Source organism: Streptomyces sp. NPDC004752, assembly GCF_053601275.1.
This window is the reverse complement of record NZ_JBSGBN010000101.1, coordinates 18,851-34,135: the sequence shown is the minus strand read 5'-3', so window position 1 is coordinate 34,135 and position 15,285 is coordinate 18,851. Positions and strand designations below refer to the sequence as shown.

Below are 15,285 nucleotides of genomic sequence, written 5' to 3'. Positions count from 1 at the left end.
CCCGACCGGCGGCCCGCTCCGGTCGTCGAGGAACTGAGCCCGCGCGAACGCGACGTGCTGCGGCGGCTCGCGCAGCTCATGTCCACCGAGGAGATCGCGGCGGACCTGTATGTGTCCGTCAACACGGTCAAGACCCACCTCAAGAGCGTCTACCGCAAGCTCGCGGTCAATCGGCGGGCGGACGCGGTGCGCCGGGCCCGTGAACTCCGGCTGCTGTGAGGCGCCGCGCCGGCAACCGCCGGCAACCGCCAGCGACCATTGGCGCCCGGTAGCGCCCGGTAGCGCCCGGTGACGACTTGTGGCGACCGGTGAACGACCTGCGGCGACCGGCGGCGCGGTGCCGCGGTGACGGTCGCGGTGACGGCTGGAGTGCGCCCCCGCGGTGACGGACCGCGGAGTCGGTATCACCTGCGCAGGGTGAGGCCGTGCCGGGCCGCTGGGCGGACGATCGCGGGGAAGGGCACAGTTCGCCTGCGCACAGGCCACCCGCGGGGAGAACAGCTCATGCGGTACGAGATCCGCGTCGACGGACATCTGTCGAAGACGCTCGCCGAGGCATTTCCCGAGCTCGACCATGTCGTCGTCTCCGACCAGACCCTGCTGTACGGGCCGGTCGTGGACGAGGCGCACCTCTACGGGCTGCTGGCCCGGTGCCAGTCGCTGGGCCTGTGCGTCCTGGAGATGCGCCGACTGCCGGAATGAAACGCCGTGCCGTCGGGGATCCCCCCGAACCGCACGATCAGGTGGAGGAGAAGCCATGACCGAACCGCCTCGATCGGGACCGCGGGCCGGTCCCGGCACGCACCCCGACGCACCGGTCCCGGACCGCGACGTCGCGGAGGTGCTGGCCGTCCTCGGCGCGTCCTGGCAGTGGGCCCTGGGCTCGGCACTGGTGGCGCTGCTGGCCGGCATCCTGATCCTGGTCTGGCCGGACGAGACCCTGCATGTGCTGGCCGTCATCATCGGCCTGTACCTGCTGCTGAGCGGGGTGTTCCGGCTGGTCACCGCCTTCGCTGGGCATGGGCACGGCGAACGGCTCACCGGGGTGCTGGTCGCCCTGCTGTTCGTCCTGGCCGGTGTGCTGTGTCTGCGCCACCCGTTGCAGACCATCGCCGCGCTGTCGTTGATCGTCGGGGCGACCTGGCTGGTGTCCGGCATGCTGACGCTGTACACGGCCGTCTCCCTGAAGGCGCTGCCCCACCGGGGAGTCGTGTTCGCCGCGGGCGTGCTGGGCGTCGCCGCGGGCATCGTGGTGCTCGCGCTGCCCGCGGCGTCGGCGGTGGTCCTGATCCGGCTGCTCGGCCTGTGGCTGGTCCTGCTCGGGCTGATGGAGCTGACCATGGCCTTCGCCCTGCGCTCCACCCTGCGCAGACTACGCTGACCCGCCGCCCGCCCTCGTCCCGGCGGGCGCGCTCGCCGACGTCGACCGGCGAGAACTCGGGCCGCGCGAAGCGGTCGTCGGTCGCCGTGCCCCGGCTCAGGGGGCGGCGCTGTCGGCGGTGGCCTCACCGTCACCGGTGTCCGGCTGGCAGGTGGGGCACAGCACGTGGCGGCCCTCGAAGGTGACGACGGTTCCCCAGCCGAGGCAGTGCTCGCAGTCTCGGGCCAGGCTCAGATCCGGGCGGGGAGGCAGAAAGCGGTTGTGGTGGGCTCCGTGTGCCATGGCGGGGTGCGGCTCCTCGAAGTCACGGTCGCGGTGCCTCCACTTTGTCCCATTTGTCTGCATATGTCAGTGATGGGTGTCACTGAGTGCCAGAACGGGATCGAGGGAATAGGGGCTGCGGGAGCAGGGGGATCGAGGAAGATCAGTCGAGGCGGCCGAGCCGGGCATCCCGCCACAGGTCGACGCCGCCGTCGGTGGCGTACGCATCGATCTCGGCCAGTTCCTCGGCGTCGAAGTCGGGGTTCTCCAGCGCGGCCACGTTCTGCTCCAACTGGTCGATCCGGGAGGCGCCGATGACCAGCGAGGTGACCCGCCGGTCGCGCAGGGCCCAGGCCAGGGCCAGCTGCGCCAGGGTCTGCCCGCGGCGGGCGGCGATGTCGTTGAGGGCACGCAGCCGGCGCAGCATGTCCTCGGACAGCCAGGCGGGGTCGAAGGACGTCCCCTGCGCGGCCCGCGAGTCCCCGGGTACGCCGTCGAGGTAGCGCCCGGTGAGCAGCCCCTGCGCGAGCGCGGTGAAGCCGATGATCCCGAAGCCCTCCTCCTGGGCGGTGTCCAGCAGACCGTCGGTCTCGATCCAGCGGTTGACCATGCTGTACGACGGCTGGTGGATGAGCAGCGGGGTGCCCAGCTCGCGCAGTATGCCGGCCGCCTCGCGGGTGCGCTCGGTGTCGTAGGAGGAGATGCCGACATACAGCGCCTTGCCCTGGCGCACGGCGGTGTCCAGCGCGCCCATCGTCTCCTCCAGCGGCGTGCTCGCGTCGAGCCGGTGGGAGTAGAAGATGTCCACGTGGTCGAGGCCCATGCGGAGCAGTGACTGGTCCAGCGAGGCGAGCACGTGCTTCCGTGAGCCGCCGCCCTGGCCGTAGGGGCCGGGCCACATGTCCCAGCCGGCCTTGGTGGAGATCACCAGCTCGTCCCGGTACGGCGCGAGGTCCCGCTTCAGCAGCCGGCCGAAGTTGATCTCGGCGGAGCCGTACGGAGGACCGTAGTTGTTCGCCAGGTCGTGGTGGGTGATCCCGAGGTCGAAGGCGCGCAGCGCGATCGCGCGCTGGGTCTCGAACGGGCGGTCGTCGCCGAAGTTGTGCCAGTAGCCCAGGGACAGCACGGGCAGGTCCAGTCCCGAACGACCGGTGCGGCGGTAGCGCATGGTGCCGTGGTAACGCTCGGGGCTCGCGACGTGGTTCATCGGCTCTTCTCCGGGGATGCGGCACGGGGTGTCCCGTGGGTACGGGGCTTCCCCCACCTTGCTCCGCCATGATCCCGAAGTCCAACCCTACGATCGCATGGGATGGAACGCGGCCACGTCTGAATCCGCCGGTCCCCGGCGCGGCCGACCGTGACTACGGTCGGCGCCCGTAGCGGCGGTCCGGGCGGCCCGCCGAACGTAGCGCGGGTCACCTCGGCGTTTCCGGTGGTGCGGACCTGGTCGGCGTGTTCGGCCTCGGCGTGGCCCCGCTGCTGTCGCTCTTCGGAAGACGGCCGGGGCCGCACCGTGGCGGCGGTCGGTTCGGCACGCTGCCGCCGCGGTCAGCTCCACAGGGGCAGCGTCGTCACGCGCTCGTATCCGTCCGGCCGGCCCTCGGAGTAGGTGAGGCTGATCCGTGTGAAGTGGTTCAGTTCCGGGTGCCGCTGCCACTGCGCGGGGTGTTCGAGCCGGACGGTGACCGGATAGGCGCGGAATGTGCCCGCAGCGCAGTACGGCTTGCAGTCGTTGACCAGATTGACGCCCTGGGCCGTCGCCGTGTCCCGGCCCCACTCGGTCCAGCGCAGCCCGTCGAGGCGGCTGTTGCCGTCACCGCAGGCGAGGATGAAGTCGCCGGGCCGCACGTTGGAGTTCCAGAAGCAGTCCACGAGGACGGGGGTGGCACTCTGCCGTGCCGAGTGGCCGGCCGGCACCGGTGCCGACGGGGCCGCCGCGGCCGTCGTGACGGCTCCCGCGAGCAGTACGCCCACCGAGAGCATGATCGCGGTACGCCGCACTGGTCTGCGCATATTCGCTCCCGCCAGCCTTGCTGCACTCGCGGCCCCGCGTCCGAAGCGCCGCTCCGGCCGCCGCCGCCTTGTATCGACGCTACGACCGTCCCGGGAGATCCACCACTCGCGCGCCGCGACGACCCGCGACGGGCCGTAACGCGTGCTGCGACGACCCGCGACGGGCGGTAAAGGGTGGTCGGCCCCCGTTCCCGGGCGAGTTCGGGGCCGCGCGCGGCCGGTGCGGGCCGCCATCCTTGAGGCGGCGGCCTGCACCGGCCGGGGGTCAGGTGCGGTAGCCGAGGATGGTCATCATGCCCGACTCGGAGTGGTACTGGTTGTGGCAGTGCAGCATCCACAGCCCCGGATTGTCGGCGTCGAAGTCGACGACCAGTTTGCGGTGCGGCAGGACGATCGAGGTGTCCTTGCGGGCGCCCACACCGTTGAGGCCGACGACCGCGAACGTGTGACCGTGCAGATGCATGGGGTGCCACATGTCGGTGCCGTTGATGAGGGTGAGGCGGACGCGCTCGCCCTGCCGGATGGCATGGCGCTGGGTGAGCGAGTACGGCTTGTGGTCGAACGACCAGTTGTACTGCTTCATGTCGCCGGTGAGCCTGATCCGGATCTCGCGGTCGGGTTTCCGCTCGGACAGGGCGACGGACTCGTGCGGATTGATCCGTCGGGCCGGCACCAACTCGCGGTCGAGTTCGTCCGGGTACGCGTCGGCCGGCGGAGCGGACCTTTTCTGGCTGGTGCGCAGCAGGGCCATGGCCCGGGAGCGCTTGCCCTCGGCGAGCGCGACGAACGGGAAAACGCCGTCCTTTGCGGTGATCAGCACGTCGTACCGTTCCGCCATGCCCAGGATCAGCGCGTCGGTCTCCGTGTGCTCGACGGGGTAGCCGTCCGTGTGGGTGACGATCATCTTGTGCCCGCCGAGGGCGACCCGGAAGGCGGTGTCCGAGCCCGCGTTGATGATGCGCACGCGGATCCGGTCGCCCGGCCGGGCCCGGAACACCGACGGGTTGCCGGGCAGTCGGCCGTTGGCGAGGAAGTAGGGGTGGGCGACGTTGCCGCCCACACTGTGCAGAATCGGGCTGCGCGAGCCGTGCAGGATACGGGAGGGGCCCTTCGGCTTCGCGGAGCCCTTCGGCTTCGCGGGCGCCGCCGGGTGCGGCGGGGCGGAGGCGCCGTGGCCGCCGGACTCGGGGCCCATGCCCATCCCCTTGTCCATGCCCATGCCGTCCATGGACATGCCCTTGCCGTGCCGCAGTTCGGTGAGGATCCCGTCCGGGGTGGAGCCGTCGACGCCGTCGACCCAGTCGTCGAGGACGATCAGCCACTCCTTGTCGTAGTGCAGCGGCTCCTTGGGGTCGTCGACGATGAAAGGGGCGTACAGGCCGCGGTCGGGCTGCATGCCGGAGTGGGAGTGCAACAGGTAGGTGCCGGGGTGGCTGACGGTGTAGCGGTAGGTGAAGTCCGTGCCGGGCGCGATGGCTTCCTGGGTCAGGCTGGGCACCCCGTCCATGTCGCACCGCATGCGCACGCCGTGCGAGTGGAGCGTGGTCTCGGCGGGCAGGCGGTTGACGAGGTTGAGGCTGAGGACGTCGCCGGCGGTGACGCGGACCAGCGGGCCCGGCAGGTCGTCACCGTAGGTCCAGGTGCGGACCTTTCGCCCCTCCAGGTCCACGGTCGTCTCGGCGGCGGTGAACTCGAACCTGCGTACGGGCCCGGCGCCGCGTCTGCGTTCGGCGGCGTGCACCTCGGGACCGGAGGGGTTCACATACCCCTTGGGCCCCGGGGGGACGAAGCCGTGGCTGAGGCTGCCCTTGGCCGTCGAGCCGGCTTCTGGTCGGGACTGCGGGGGCGAGTCGTTTCCGGTGCAGGCCGACAGGAGTCCCGAGCCGACGGCCGCGACCGAGGCGGTGAGCAAGGTACGCCGCGAAGGTTTGTGCATGACTGAATAACACACGTTTTAAGCTGATATGTCCGGTATCTGGGGCGGCGCGTCTCGTGATGTCCGGGGCGTCTTGTGATGACGGGACGGGACGTCCGGGCCGTGGGCGCGGCCCGCTGTGCCGGAGCCACGACCACCGGAACCTGGGTATCGGCATCGATGTCAGTGCCGGATGCAACCCTGCAAGGCATGGATGAGCAGGAGTTCATGCGGGGCCGGGTGTACGGGGCCGAACACGACGACGCGGGGCCCCGGCCCGGCCGTACCTATGCGGAACTGGTCGGCGGTCCCCTGGATGGGCTGCTCCTGGACGTCACCGGCCGGCCCGGGCGGGCGCCGGGGGAGCAGGTGGCGCTGGTGACCGAGATAGGCCGCTACGGCCCCGGCGGACGGGCCCTGTACATGTCGCGCCCGCCGGACGGCCGTCGCTACGACTGGCGCGGCGACGCCCCCTGAACCGGCCGCCGGTCCGCTGCGCGGTCACTCGCGGCGGGCGGTGCCGACGCTCCTCGCGGCAGCCGGCATGCCATCCCGCGAAGAGGGCTCGTACTCGCGTGGAACGAGCCGGTCGGGGGCGTTCAGCCGGTGAGCTTCGGCCCCGGCCCGGCCCGATGCGGGCCGGTCGGGGGGCGCCTACTTTTGGACCTGCGGGCCCATTCTCAGGCGTGGGCGGCCGCCGTTCTCAGTCGTGGGCCCGGCCGCCGTGACCCGTGCCGTCACCCGCGGGCCCGTGCCGCACACCGGTTCCCCATCACTCTCTACAGTGCTGTAGAAATCTCTCCTGGAAGGTGATCACTCGACAGCCGTGCCGTCGGGCGCGGCCGGCCGCCCAGCGCGGCGCGTGAAGGAGCGGAAGCAGCACCATGTCGGACGAGTCGGACCAGCACCAGCACGGGGTCGAGCCGGCGCCGTTGTCCGCATCCGCCCGCCGCGCACTGGCACGACGCTGCCGGGCCGTCACGGAGGCCCGCTGGTTCGCCCTCACCGTCTTCCTGGTGATCCTGGCGAACGCGGCACTGCTGGGCGTGGAGACGTACACCGGCCTCGTCGCCGGCTGGCAGCACTGGCTGCGGCTGGCCGAACACACCTGTCTGGCCGTCTTCACGGTCGAGATCCTGCTGCGCCTCGCGGCCCACGCGGACCGGCCACGGGAGTTCTGGAAGGACCCGTGGAACCTCTTCGACCTGGCCGTCGTGCTGTGCGCCTTCCTGCCGGTCGTCCGCGAGAACACCACCGTGCTGCGGCTGCTGCGGCTGGCCCGGGTGCTGCGCACCGCCCGGTTCCTGCCGCAACTGCGCATCGTGCTGGTCGCCGTGGGCCGCAGCCTGCCCGGCACGCTGAGCTTCCTCCTCGTCGGCGCGCTCCTGCTGTACGTATACGCCATGGTCGGCTGGGTCTTCTTCGGCAACTCCGACCCCGAACACTACGGCTCCGTCGGCCGGGCGGTCCTCACCCTGTTCCTGCTGATGACGCTGGACGGCATCGGAGACGCGGTCCGGGCCGGTCTTGAGGTGTCCCGCTGGAGCCTTCTCTACTTCGCCTCCTATGTCCTGCTGGCCTCCTTCGTCCTGGTCAACGTGCTGATCGGAGTGGTCCTCACCTCGCTCGAAGAGGCCCGCGAGCTGGAACGGGACGCGTCGCCCGAGCGGCCCCCGACCCCCGTCGAACCCGAGGAGCGACGGCACCTCGCGGAACGCATCGCGACCGCTCGCCGCGCGCTCGACGACCTGGAACGGGACCTCCAACGCGATGTCGACCGCGGTGTCGACCGCGACCTCGACCGCGGGCTTGCGCGGGTCCCGGTGGCGGTGGCCGGGGAGTCGACGCTTCCGGCACCCGGCAGCAGCCCCTGACGCCCGGCCGGGCCGCGGGGCGCGACAGGACGTCGGGCGACCCCGGACGGTCGTGGATGTCAATGTGATGTTCGTCCCCTTCAGCGGTCGTCCGCTCACCCCTAACGTGGCCGCGTGGCAGGGCAGGGGAGTCGCCGACACGATGGTGTTCGTCGCCGCAGGCCGAAGGGGTCGATGATGTTCCGCAAGGTACTGGTCGCCAACCGTGGTGAGATCGCGATTCGCGCATTCCGCGCCGGCTACGAGCTGGGCGCACGCACGGTCGCCGTGTTCCCGCACGAGGACCGCAATTCACTGCACCGGCTCAAGGCCGACGAGGCATACGAGATCGGCGTACCCGGACACCCGGTACGGGCCTACCTGTCGGTCGAGGAGATCGTGGGCGCGGCGCGCCGCGCGGGCGCCGACGCGGTGTACCCCGGCTACGGGTTCCTGTCCGAGAACCCGGAACTCGCCCGAGCCTGCGAACAAGCGGGCATCACCTTCATCGGACCCGACGCCCACACGCTCGAACTGACCGGGAACAAGGCGCGTGCCGTGGCCGCCGCCCGCGCCGCCGGTGTGCCCGTGCTGGGCTCCTCGGCGCCCTCCACCGACGTCGACGAACTGGTCCGGGCCGCGGACGACATCGGATTCCCGGTGTTCGTGAAGGCCGTGGCGGGCGGCGGCGGTCGCGGGATGCGCCGGGTGGCGGAACCCGCCCAACTGCGTGAGGCCATCGAGGCGGCGTCCCGCGAGGCGGCCTCCGCGTTCGGCGACCCCACCGTCTTCCTGGAGAAGGCAGTCGTCGATCCGCGCCACATCGAGGTGCAGATCCTCGCCGACGGCGACGGCGGTGTCATCCACCTCTTCGAGCGGGACTGCTCCGTGCAGCGCCGCCACCAGAAGGTCATCGAACTCGCCCCCGCGCCCAACCTGGACCCCGCGCTGCGCGAGCGGATCTGCGCCGACGCCGTACGCTTCGCCCGCGAGATCGGCTACCGCAACGCCGGCACCGTCGAGTTCCTGCTCGACCGCGCCGGCCACCACGTCTTCATCGAGATGAACCCGCGCATCCAGGTGGAGCACACGGTGACCGAGGAGGTCACCGACGTCGACCTGGTCCAGGCCCAGTTGCGGATCGCCGCCGGGGAGACCCTCGCGGACCTGGGGCTGACGCAGGAGACGGTCACCCTGCGCGGCGCCGCGCTGCAGTGCCGCATCACCACCGAGGACCCGGCCAACGGCTTCCGCCCGGACACCGGCCGGATCAGCGCGTACCGCTCGCCGGGCGGCTCGGGCATCCGCCTCGACGGCGGCACCACCCACGCCGGGACCGAGATCAGCGCGCACTTCGACTCGATGCTGGTCAAACTCACCTGCCGGGGCCGCGACCTGAAGGCCGCGATCGTCCGGGCCCGGCGCGCCGTCGCCGAGTTCCGGATCCGCGGCGTGGCCACCAACATCCCCTTCCTCCAGGCCGTCCTGGACGACCCGGACTTCCAGGCCGGACGGGTGACGACGTCGTTCATCGAGGAACGCCCCCACCTGCTCACCGCGCGCTCCTCGGCCGACCGCGGCACCAAGCTGCTCACCTACCTCGCCGACGTCACGGTGAACAGGCCGCACGGAGAGCGGCCGGACCTGATCGACCCGGTCACCAAGCTGCCCCCGCTGCCCGCCGGTGAGCCGCCCGCCGGCTCCCGGCAGCGGCTCGTCTCGCTCGGCCCCGAGGGCTTCGCCCGCCGACTGCGCGAGTCAGCGGAGTTCGGCGTCACCGACACCACCTTCCGTGACGCCCACCAGTCGCTGCTCGCCACCCGGGTGCGCACCAAGGACCTCCTCGCGGTCGCCCCCGTCGTCGCCCGCACCCTGCCCGGCCTGCTGTCCCTGGAGTGCTGGGGCGGCGCCACCTACGACGTCGCCCTGCGCTTCCTCGCCGAGGACCCCTGGGAGCGGCTGGCCGCCCTGCGCGAGGCCGTGCCCAACATCTGCCTGCAGATGCTGCTGCGCGGCCGCAACACCGTCGGCTACACGCCGTACCCGACCGAGGTGACCGACGCCTTCGTTCAGGAGGCCGCCGCCACCGGCGTCGACATCTTCCGGATCTTCGACGCGCTCAACGACGTCGGCCAGATGCGCCCGGCCATCGACGCCGTGCGCGAGACCGGCACCGCGGTCGCCGAGGTCGCCCTGTGCTACACCGCCGACCTCTCCGACCCGTCCGAGCGCCTCTACACCCTCGACTACTACCTGCGCCTGGCCGAGGAGATCGTCGCCGCGGGCGCCCATGTCCTGGCGGTCAAGGACATGGCGGGACTGCTGCGCGCCCCGGCCGCCGCCACGCTCGTCACCGCGCTGCGCCGCGAGTTCGACCTGCCCGTCCATCTGCACACCCATGACACGGCGGGCGGCCAGCTCGCCACCTATCTGGCCGCGATCCAGGCGGGCGCGGACGCGGTGGACGGCGCGGTGGCGTCGATGGCGGGCACCACCTCACAGCCGTCGCTGTCGGCGATCGTCGCCGCCACCGACCACGCGGAGCGGCCCTCCGGCCTGGACCTCCAGGCCGTCGGGGACCTGGAGCCGTACTGGGAGAGCGTCCGCCGGATCTACGCGCCCTTCGAGGCGGGCCTTGCCTCGCCCACCGGGCGGGTCTACCACCACGAGATCCCCGGCGGGCAGCTGTCCAACCTGCGGACCCAGGCCGTCGCGCTCGGACTCGGCGACCGCTTCGAGGACATCGAGGCCATGTACGCCGCCGCCGACCGGATCCTGGGCCGCCTGGTCAAGGTCACCCCGTCCTCCAAGGTCGTCGGGGACCTCGCCCTGCATCTGGTCGGCGCCGATGTGCGCCCGGAGGACTTCGAGGCCGCCCCGGACCGGTACGACATCCCCGACTCCGTCATCGGCTTCCTGCGCGGCGAGCTGGGCACCCCGCCCGGTGGCTGGCCGGAGCCGTTCCGCACCAAGGCGTTGCGGGGCCGGGCGGAGGCGAAGCCCGAGCGGGAGCTGACCGCCGACGACCGCGAGGGCCTGGAGAAGTCCCGGCGTACGACACTCAACCGGCTGCTCTTCGCCGGCCCGACGCGGGACTTCGAGACGCACCGGCAGACCTTCGGTGACACCAGCGTGCTGGACAGCAAGGACTTCTTCTACGGGCTGCGCCCCGGGGCGGAGTACGCCGTCGACCTGGAGCCCGGGGTCCGGCTGCTGATCGAGTTGCAGGCCGTCGGGAACGCCGACGAGCGGGGCCTGCGCACGGTGATGGCCACGTTGAACGGCCAGCTCAGGCCGATCCAGGTGCGCGACCGGGCGGCGGCCTCGGACGTGCCGACCACGGAGAAGGCCGACCGCGCCAACCCCGGCCACGTGGCGGCGCCGTTCGCGGGCGTGGTGACGCTCGCGGTCGCCGAGGGCGACGAGGTGGCGGCCGGGGCGACGGTGGCCACGATCGAGGCGATGAAGATGGAGGCCGCGATCACCGCCCCGCGTGCGGGCCGGGTGTCCCGCCTGGCGATCAACCTCATCCAGCAGGTGGAGGGCGGCGACCTCCTGGTGGAACTGACGTGACCTGCCCGGCCGACCTGGATCGGCCGGGCCTCGCGGGCGGCCGGGGCGACGCCGCCGCCTGAGCCTGACGGTACGTGGCCGCACTCGTACGGTCCGTATGTGCGCTGCATGACGAAGGGCCCGGAGCCTGATGCTCCGGGCCCTTCGGCCGTCCTCAGCCGCTCTGCGGCGCGCTCACGCGGTCTGGTGCGCCAGCAGCGCCACCGCGGCGATCAGCACCGCCAGCAGCGCGATCAGCGCCATCGGGTTCAGTCCGGCGAGGAATCCGTCCTGGAAGAAGCCCTGCTGAGAATCCGCTCGGCCCGGATCGGGCCGAGAACGGGGCCGGTGGCCGGGCGGGTCGTGGCGCGGGCGGCCGTGGCGGTCGAGTCGGTGAGCGGACGCCGTAGACGACACCGCCGCCGCGGACGTCGGCGGTAGGGAGGGTGGCGGCGCGCGCACCGCCGCCGCCCTGTCCCTCACCCCGGCAGGCCGGGCCCGTATCCGGTCTTGCCGGACACCGCGGCGGCCCTGGGGTGTCGGCCCGTGGACCGAAGCGCCCGGTACCGGGGACCGGGGACGTACGCCTGCGGGGACCGGGGACGTACGCCCGGGAAGGTACGCGGAGTTACTCCCGCGGGCAGACGCCGCGGTGGGCCGTTACCGGCACGGTGAAGGCCATGAAACTGAGCCGTCCCGCCCGCCGGGCCCTTCTCGTCGTCCATGTCACCGCCTCCGCGAGCTGGCTCGGGCTCACGCTCGGGCTGCTCGCGCTGGGGATCACCGCGGCCACCGCCGGGCAGGCGGCGGCCGCGGTGGCCTCCGTCCGGTCCATGCGGCTGTTCGCCGACTGGCTGCTGCTTCCCGTGGCGCTCCCCACGCTCATCAGCGGTGTGGTGCTGTCCCTCGGCACACCGTGGGGGCTGGCGCGGCACCGCTGGGTCTGGATCAAGTTCTGGCTGACCCTGGCCACCACCGCCGCGACGGCCTTCGCACTGCGCCCCGCGATACACGCGACGGTCGCGGCCGTCGCCGACGACGGCCCCCCGCCCGACGCCAGTGCCGTCCTGATGGGACCGGCCGTGTCACTGGCCGCCTATGTCTTCATGACGGTGATCTCGGTGCTCAAGCCCTGGGGCCCGACCCGGCGCGGGCGCCGACTGCGCGAGGCCGCCCGCGGTCCGGCGGCGGCCCGGCGCACCGCCTCGCCCGGCGTCCCGGTCTGAGACGGCGTCCCGGGTCACCGAACAGTCCGATCACGCCTCCGATCATGCATGTGAACAAGGGGCGCCCAGGTTCGCCGTGCGCGGCGGTGCCCGGCCCAAGTGGACCGGGCACCGCCGTGCCGTCCCGCGCGTCTATGCGGCGAGCGCGTGTCCGGGATGCAGGACGACCTTGGTGTAACCCTCGATCCGTTGGTCGAACTTCTCGTACGCCTGTGGAGCCTGGTCCAGCGGCAGCTCGTGCGAGACCACGAAGCTGGGCTTGGCCCGCCCCGAGATGATCAGGTCGCGCAACTGGCGGTTGTACTGCTTGACGTTGCACTGACCCGTGCCCATCTGCTGCCCCTTCTCGAACATCTTGCCGATGGAGACCAGCAGTTGGCCGTGCTTGGCGTGCTCGTCGGGCCCGCCCGGGTCGGACGGCACATACAGGCCCGGTATGCCGAGCATGCCGGTCGGCCGCACCGTCTCGACGAGCGTGTTCAGGACGACGGCGGGCTCCTCGTGGCTGGCGTCGCGCGCCTGTGCCTGGTACCCGACGGCATCCACGCCCTTGTCGGTGCCCTCGCCCCGCGTCTGCTCCTTGATCTGTTCGGCCGGGTCGCCCTTGGTGAAGTCGATCGGGACGGCCCCGATCTCCGCCGCCTTGGCGAGCCGTTCGGGCACCCGGTCCACGGAGAACACCTGGGACGCGCCGCGCAGCAGCGCGGAGTAGGCGGCCATCAGACCGACGGGCCCGGCGCCGAACACGGCCACGCTCTCACCGGGGGACACCCTGGCGAGTTCGCAACCGTGATATCCGGTCGGGAAGATGTCGGCGAGCAGCACGAAGTCGGTCTCGAACTCCTCGCCCGGCGGCAGCTTCAGACAGTTGAAGTCGGCGAACGGCACCCGCAGCAGCTCCGCCTGGCCGCCCTTGTACGGGCCCATCGCCACATAGCCGTACGCCCCGCCGGCGAACCCCGGGTTGACCGTCAGACAGAACCCGGTCTTGCCGGCAAGGCAGTTCTTGCAGAACCCGCACGCGACGTTGAACGGCATCACGACGCGGTCCCCGGCGGACAGCGAGGTCACCCCGCTGCCGACCTCCTCGATGATGCCGAGGTTCTCGTGCCCGAAGACAATGCCGGCCTCGGCCGCCGTGCGGCCCTCGTACATGTGCAGGTCGGATCCGCAGATCGCGGTCGACGTCACCCGTACCAGCACGTCGTTCGGGTGCTGGATCTGCGGATCGTCGACATCCCTCACAGCCACGCTGAAGGGCTTCTCGTAGACGACGGCTTTCACCTGTACCACCTCCGCGTCGAACACCGGGCGTCGGCGACGGGGCCGCCGCATCCGCCAGGACGCGCAAAGTGACAGGGCCCGTCGGCCCGTGTCGCAGGCCCAGGCGTTCTTGCTTCGCCACTCGATACTTCCAGGTAACGCCCGTACGTCAGCACCTGCAACCCGCATCTCAACCCGCATCTCACGGACCGCCCACGGAACTCGCCCGGCACACGGTTCTCCGCCGTGCCGCCGTCCCGGTGGCCCTGCACACCGCCCACGCCGGGAAGAGCCGGCCGCCCCCGTCCTCCGCCGCTGCTCGGCGATTCAGCCGTCCGCCGGCGGCACCGGCGCCGGACAAGGCGGGGTACGACCGGGGTACGACGTCACCCGGGTACGAGGCACCCCCCACGTACAGCTCGACGTGTCGCAGAGGCCGCTCGGATCGTCAGTCGGCCGAGCGGGCCGAGCCGGGCGCGGGGCCGCTCCGGGCGGGCTGCGGCGCCGACTGCGCCTCGGCCGACTGCGCCTTGGCGGCGCGGCGACCGCCGAGCAGCAGCCGCCGGGCGGGACGTTCCACCTTCTCGTACAGCACCCAGGACAGGCCGAGGGACAGCCCGAACGCGACGGCGGTCACGGTCAGGCCCGCCGCCACGCCGAACCGTGGGGAGAGCCCGAGCACGTTGGTGCTGGCCCGCAGCACCAGCAGGTGCACCATGTAGAAGGCGAACGACAGCTCTCCCAGCCGCACCAGCCGACGGTGCCGCCACAGCGAGGGGAGCCCCCGCAGATCCGCGACCGCCGCCGCCGGGATGAGCAGGGCGAAGCCCGCGATGGTGCAGGCGGTGGCCGCGTAGCCGGGGGTGACCTGGGGCACGAAGAAGTAGCCGATGACCGCGAGGGCGAGCGAGGCATCCAGGCCGGGGCCGCGCCACCGGTCGAGCAACACCAGCCGGGCCGCCGCAGCGCCGAGGACGAACTCGGGCAGCCGGGCGGCGGGGTTGGCGCTGATCGACTGCGCCGTCCAGTGATGCGTCTCCGCCCAGGCCAGCACCAGCACGGCCAGCACCGACGCCCCGGCCAGTACCGCTGCCCCGCGGGCGCCGAGTCGGCGCAGCACAAGGGCCAGCAGCGGGAAGGCCGCGTAGAAGAATGCCTCGCAGGCGAGCGACCAACTGACCGGGTTCAGCGTCTGCCACCACGGACGCCACCAGGAATGCACCAGCAGAATGTTGGCTGCCGCCTGGGACGGCTCGGGCTTCGTCTGGTGGGCCAGCGTGTATGCCATGAGCAGCGCGATCGCCGCGGTCACCAGGTGCACCGGATAGATCCGCGCGATCCGCCGCCGCCAGAAGGCGAGCACGGGGTCCTTGGGCCGCGCGGACCAGGTCAGTACAAAGCCGGACAGTACGAAGAAGAACGAAACGCCGCTGGCGCCGGGCCCGAACGCCCAGGTCACATAGCGGTCGCCGGTGCCGCCGAAGTAGTGGAAGTTGCGCACGTGCAGTCCGAAGACCAGCAGTGCCGCCACCCAGCGCAGGCCGGTGAGGGACGGCAGCGAGGGCGCGGGCGCGGCGGGGGGCAGCCGGGCGGCGGGGGAGGGGGCGGTGACGGGCGGCGTCCCGGTGGTGCGGGTCGTCGTGGTCGCCGTCGTCATCGGATCACCTTCCGGGGGGAGTGCGGGGAGTGCGGGGACTGCTGGGAGGGCATGGAAGGGAACGTTGCCAGTTCGCCACTTTTCATGCAGGTTGTTCTGCAAACATCACACCCATGCCGTTGCCGAGCGTTGACGGCGCGTCTTGGCGGGCGTGGCAGGCCCCT

Annotated in this window: 14 protein-coding genes; 7 read left to right on the top strand and 7 right to left on the bottom strand. The window is 71.9% G+C overall.

The features are described from left to right. From ACWEKM_RS32950 to ACWEKM_RS32940, 3 genes are all read left to right on the top strand, one after another. A partial coding sequence (locus ACWEKM_RS32950) for a helix-turn-helix domain-containing protein (RefSeq protein ID WP_451624930.1) occupies nt 1-219 on the top strand: 219 nt, incomplete at its 5' end. A gap of 285 nt (nt 220-504) precedes the next feature. Then, nucleotides 505-702, top strand: coding sequence for a hypothetical protein (locus ACWEKM_RS32945; RefSeq protein ID WP_451624929.1), 198 nt, complete (start codon nt 505-507; stop codon nt 700-702). Between the two features lie 55 nt (nt 703-757). Continuing rightward, nucleotides 758-1,381: an HdeD family acid-resistance protein gene (locus tag ACWEKM_RS32940; protein WP_451624928.1), complete on the top strand. Its 624-nt coding sequence runs from the start codon at nt 758-760 to the stop codon at nt 1,379-1,381. A gap of 96 nt (nt 1,382-1,477) precedes the next feature. On the opposite strand, the gene ACWEKM_RS32935 is transcribed toward ACWEKM_RS32940, so the two are convergent. The 4 genes from ACWEKM_RS32935 to ACWEKM_RS32920 form a co-directional block, all read right to left on the bottom strand. Continuing rightward, nucleotides 1,478-1,663, bottom strand: a complete 186-nt coding sequence (locus ACWEKM_RS32935) for a hypothetical protein (protein WP_451624927.1) — start codon at nt 1,661-1,663, stop codon at nt 1,478-1,480. A 142-nt stretch (nt 1,664-1,805) separates the two neighbouring features. After that, nucleotides 1,806-2,849, bottom strand: coding sequence for an L-glyceraldehyde 3-phosphate reductase (mgrA, locus tag ACWEKM_RS32930; RefSeq protein WP_451624926.1), 1,044 nt, complete (start codon nt 2,847-2,849; stop codon nt 1,806-1,808). Between the two features lie 341 nt (nt 2,850-3,190). After that, nucleotides 3,191-3,655 (bottom strand): hypothetical protein, encoded by a 465-nt coding sequence (locus ACWEKM_RS32925; RefSeq protein ID WP_451624925.1) that lies wholly within the window; start codon nt 3,653-3,655, stop codon nt 3,191-3,193. A gap of 265 nt (nt 3,656-3,920) precedes the next feature. Next, on the bottom strand, nt 3,921-5,591 hold the full coding sequence (locus tag ACWEKM_RS32920) for a multicopper oxidase family protein (protein ID WP_451624924.1): 1,671 nt from the start codon (nt 5,589-5,591) through the stop codon (nt 3,921-3,923). A gap of 189 nt (nt 5,592-5,780) precedes the next feature. Between ACWEKM_RS32920 and ACWEKM_RS32915 the strand changes: the two genes are divergently transcribed. The 3 genes from ACWEKM_RS32915 (at nt 5,781) to ACWEKM_RS32905 (ending at nt 10,996) form a co-directional block, all read left to right on the top strand. Next, nucleotides 5,781-6,047 (top strand): hypothetical protein, encoded by a 267-nt coding sequence (locus ACWEKM_RS32915; protein ID WP_451624923.1) that lies wholly within the window; start codon nt 5,781-5,783, stop codon nt 6,045-6,047. A 407-nt stretch (nt 6,048-6,454) separates the two neighbouring features. Next, entirely contained in the window at nt 6,455-7,444 is a 990-nt protein-coding gene (locus ACWEKM_RS32910; protein ID WP_451624922.1) for an ion transporter, read from the top strand. 177 nt (nt 7,445-7,621) lie between these two features. Next, a complete protein-coding gene (locus tag ACWEKM_RS32905; RefSeq protein ID WP_451624921.1) occupies nt 7,622-10,996 on the top strand; it encodes a pyruvate carboxylase in 3,375 nt (1,124 codons plus the stop codon). A 174-nt stretch (nt 10,997-11,170) separates the two neighbouring features. Here ACWEKM_RS32905 and ACWEKM_RS32900 read toward each other — a convergent pair whose 3' ends face one another. Next, complete coding sequence (locus ACWEKM_RS32900) at nt 11,171-11,392, bottom strand: hypothetical protein (RefSeq protein ID WP_451624920.1); 222 nt, start codon at nt 11,390-11,392, stop codon at nt 11,171-11,173. Between the two features lie 263 nt (nt 11,393-11,655). Here ACWEKM_RS32900 and ACWEKM_RS32895 point away from each other — a divergent pair, with 263 nt between their 5' ends. Continuing rightward, entirely contained in the window at nt 11,656-12,201 is a 546-nt protein-coding gene (locus ACWEKM_RS32895; protein ID WP_451624919.1) for a DUF2269 domain-containing protein, read from the top strand. 132 nt (nt 12,202-12,333) lie between these two features. Here the strand turns inward: ACWEKM_RS32895 and ACWEKM_RS32890 are convergent, their stop codons facing one another. Both ACWEKM_RS32890 and ACWEKM_RS32885 read right to left on the bottom strand, forming a co-directional pair. Beyond that, nucleotides 12,334-13,485 (bottom strand): glutathione-independent formaldehyde dehydrogenase, encoded by a 1,152-nt coding sequence (locus tag ACWEKM_RS32890; protein ID WP_451624918.1) that lies wholly within the window; start codon nt 13,483-13,485, stop codon nt 12,334-12,336. Nucleotides 13,486-13,912: 427 nt separating this feature from the next. After that, nucleotides 13,913-15,121 carry an acyltransferase family protein gene (locus ACWEKM_RS32885; RefSeq protein WP_451624917.1) on the bottom strand — a complete coding sequence of 403 codons (1,209 nt, stop codon included), beginning with the start codon at nt 15,119-15,121 and terminating at the stop codon, nt 13,913-13,915. Between the last annotated feature and the right edge of the window lie 164 nt (nt 15,122-15,285).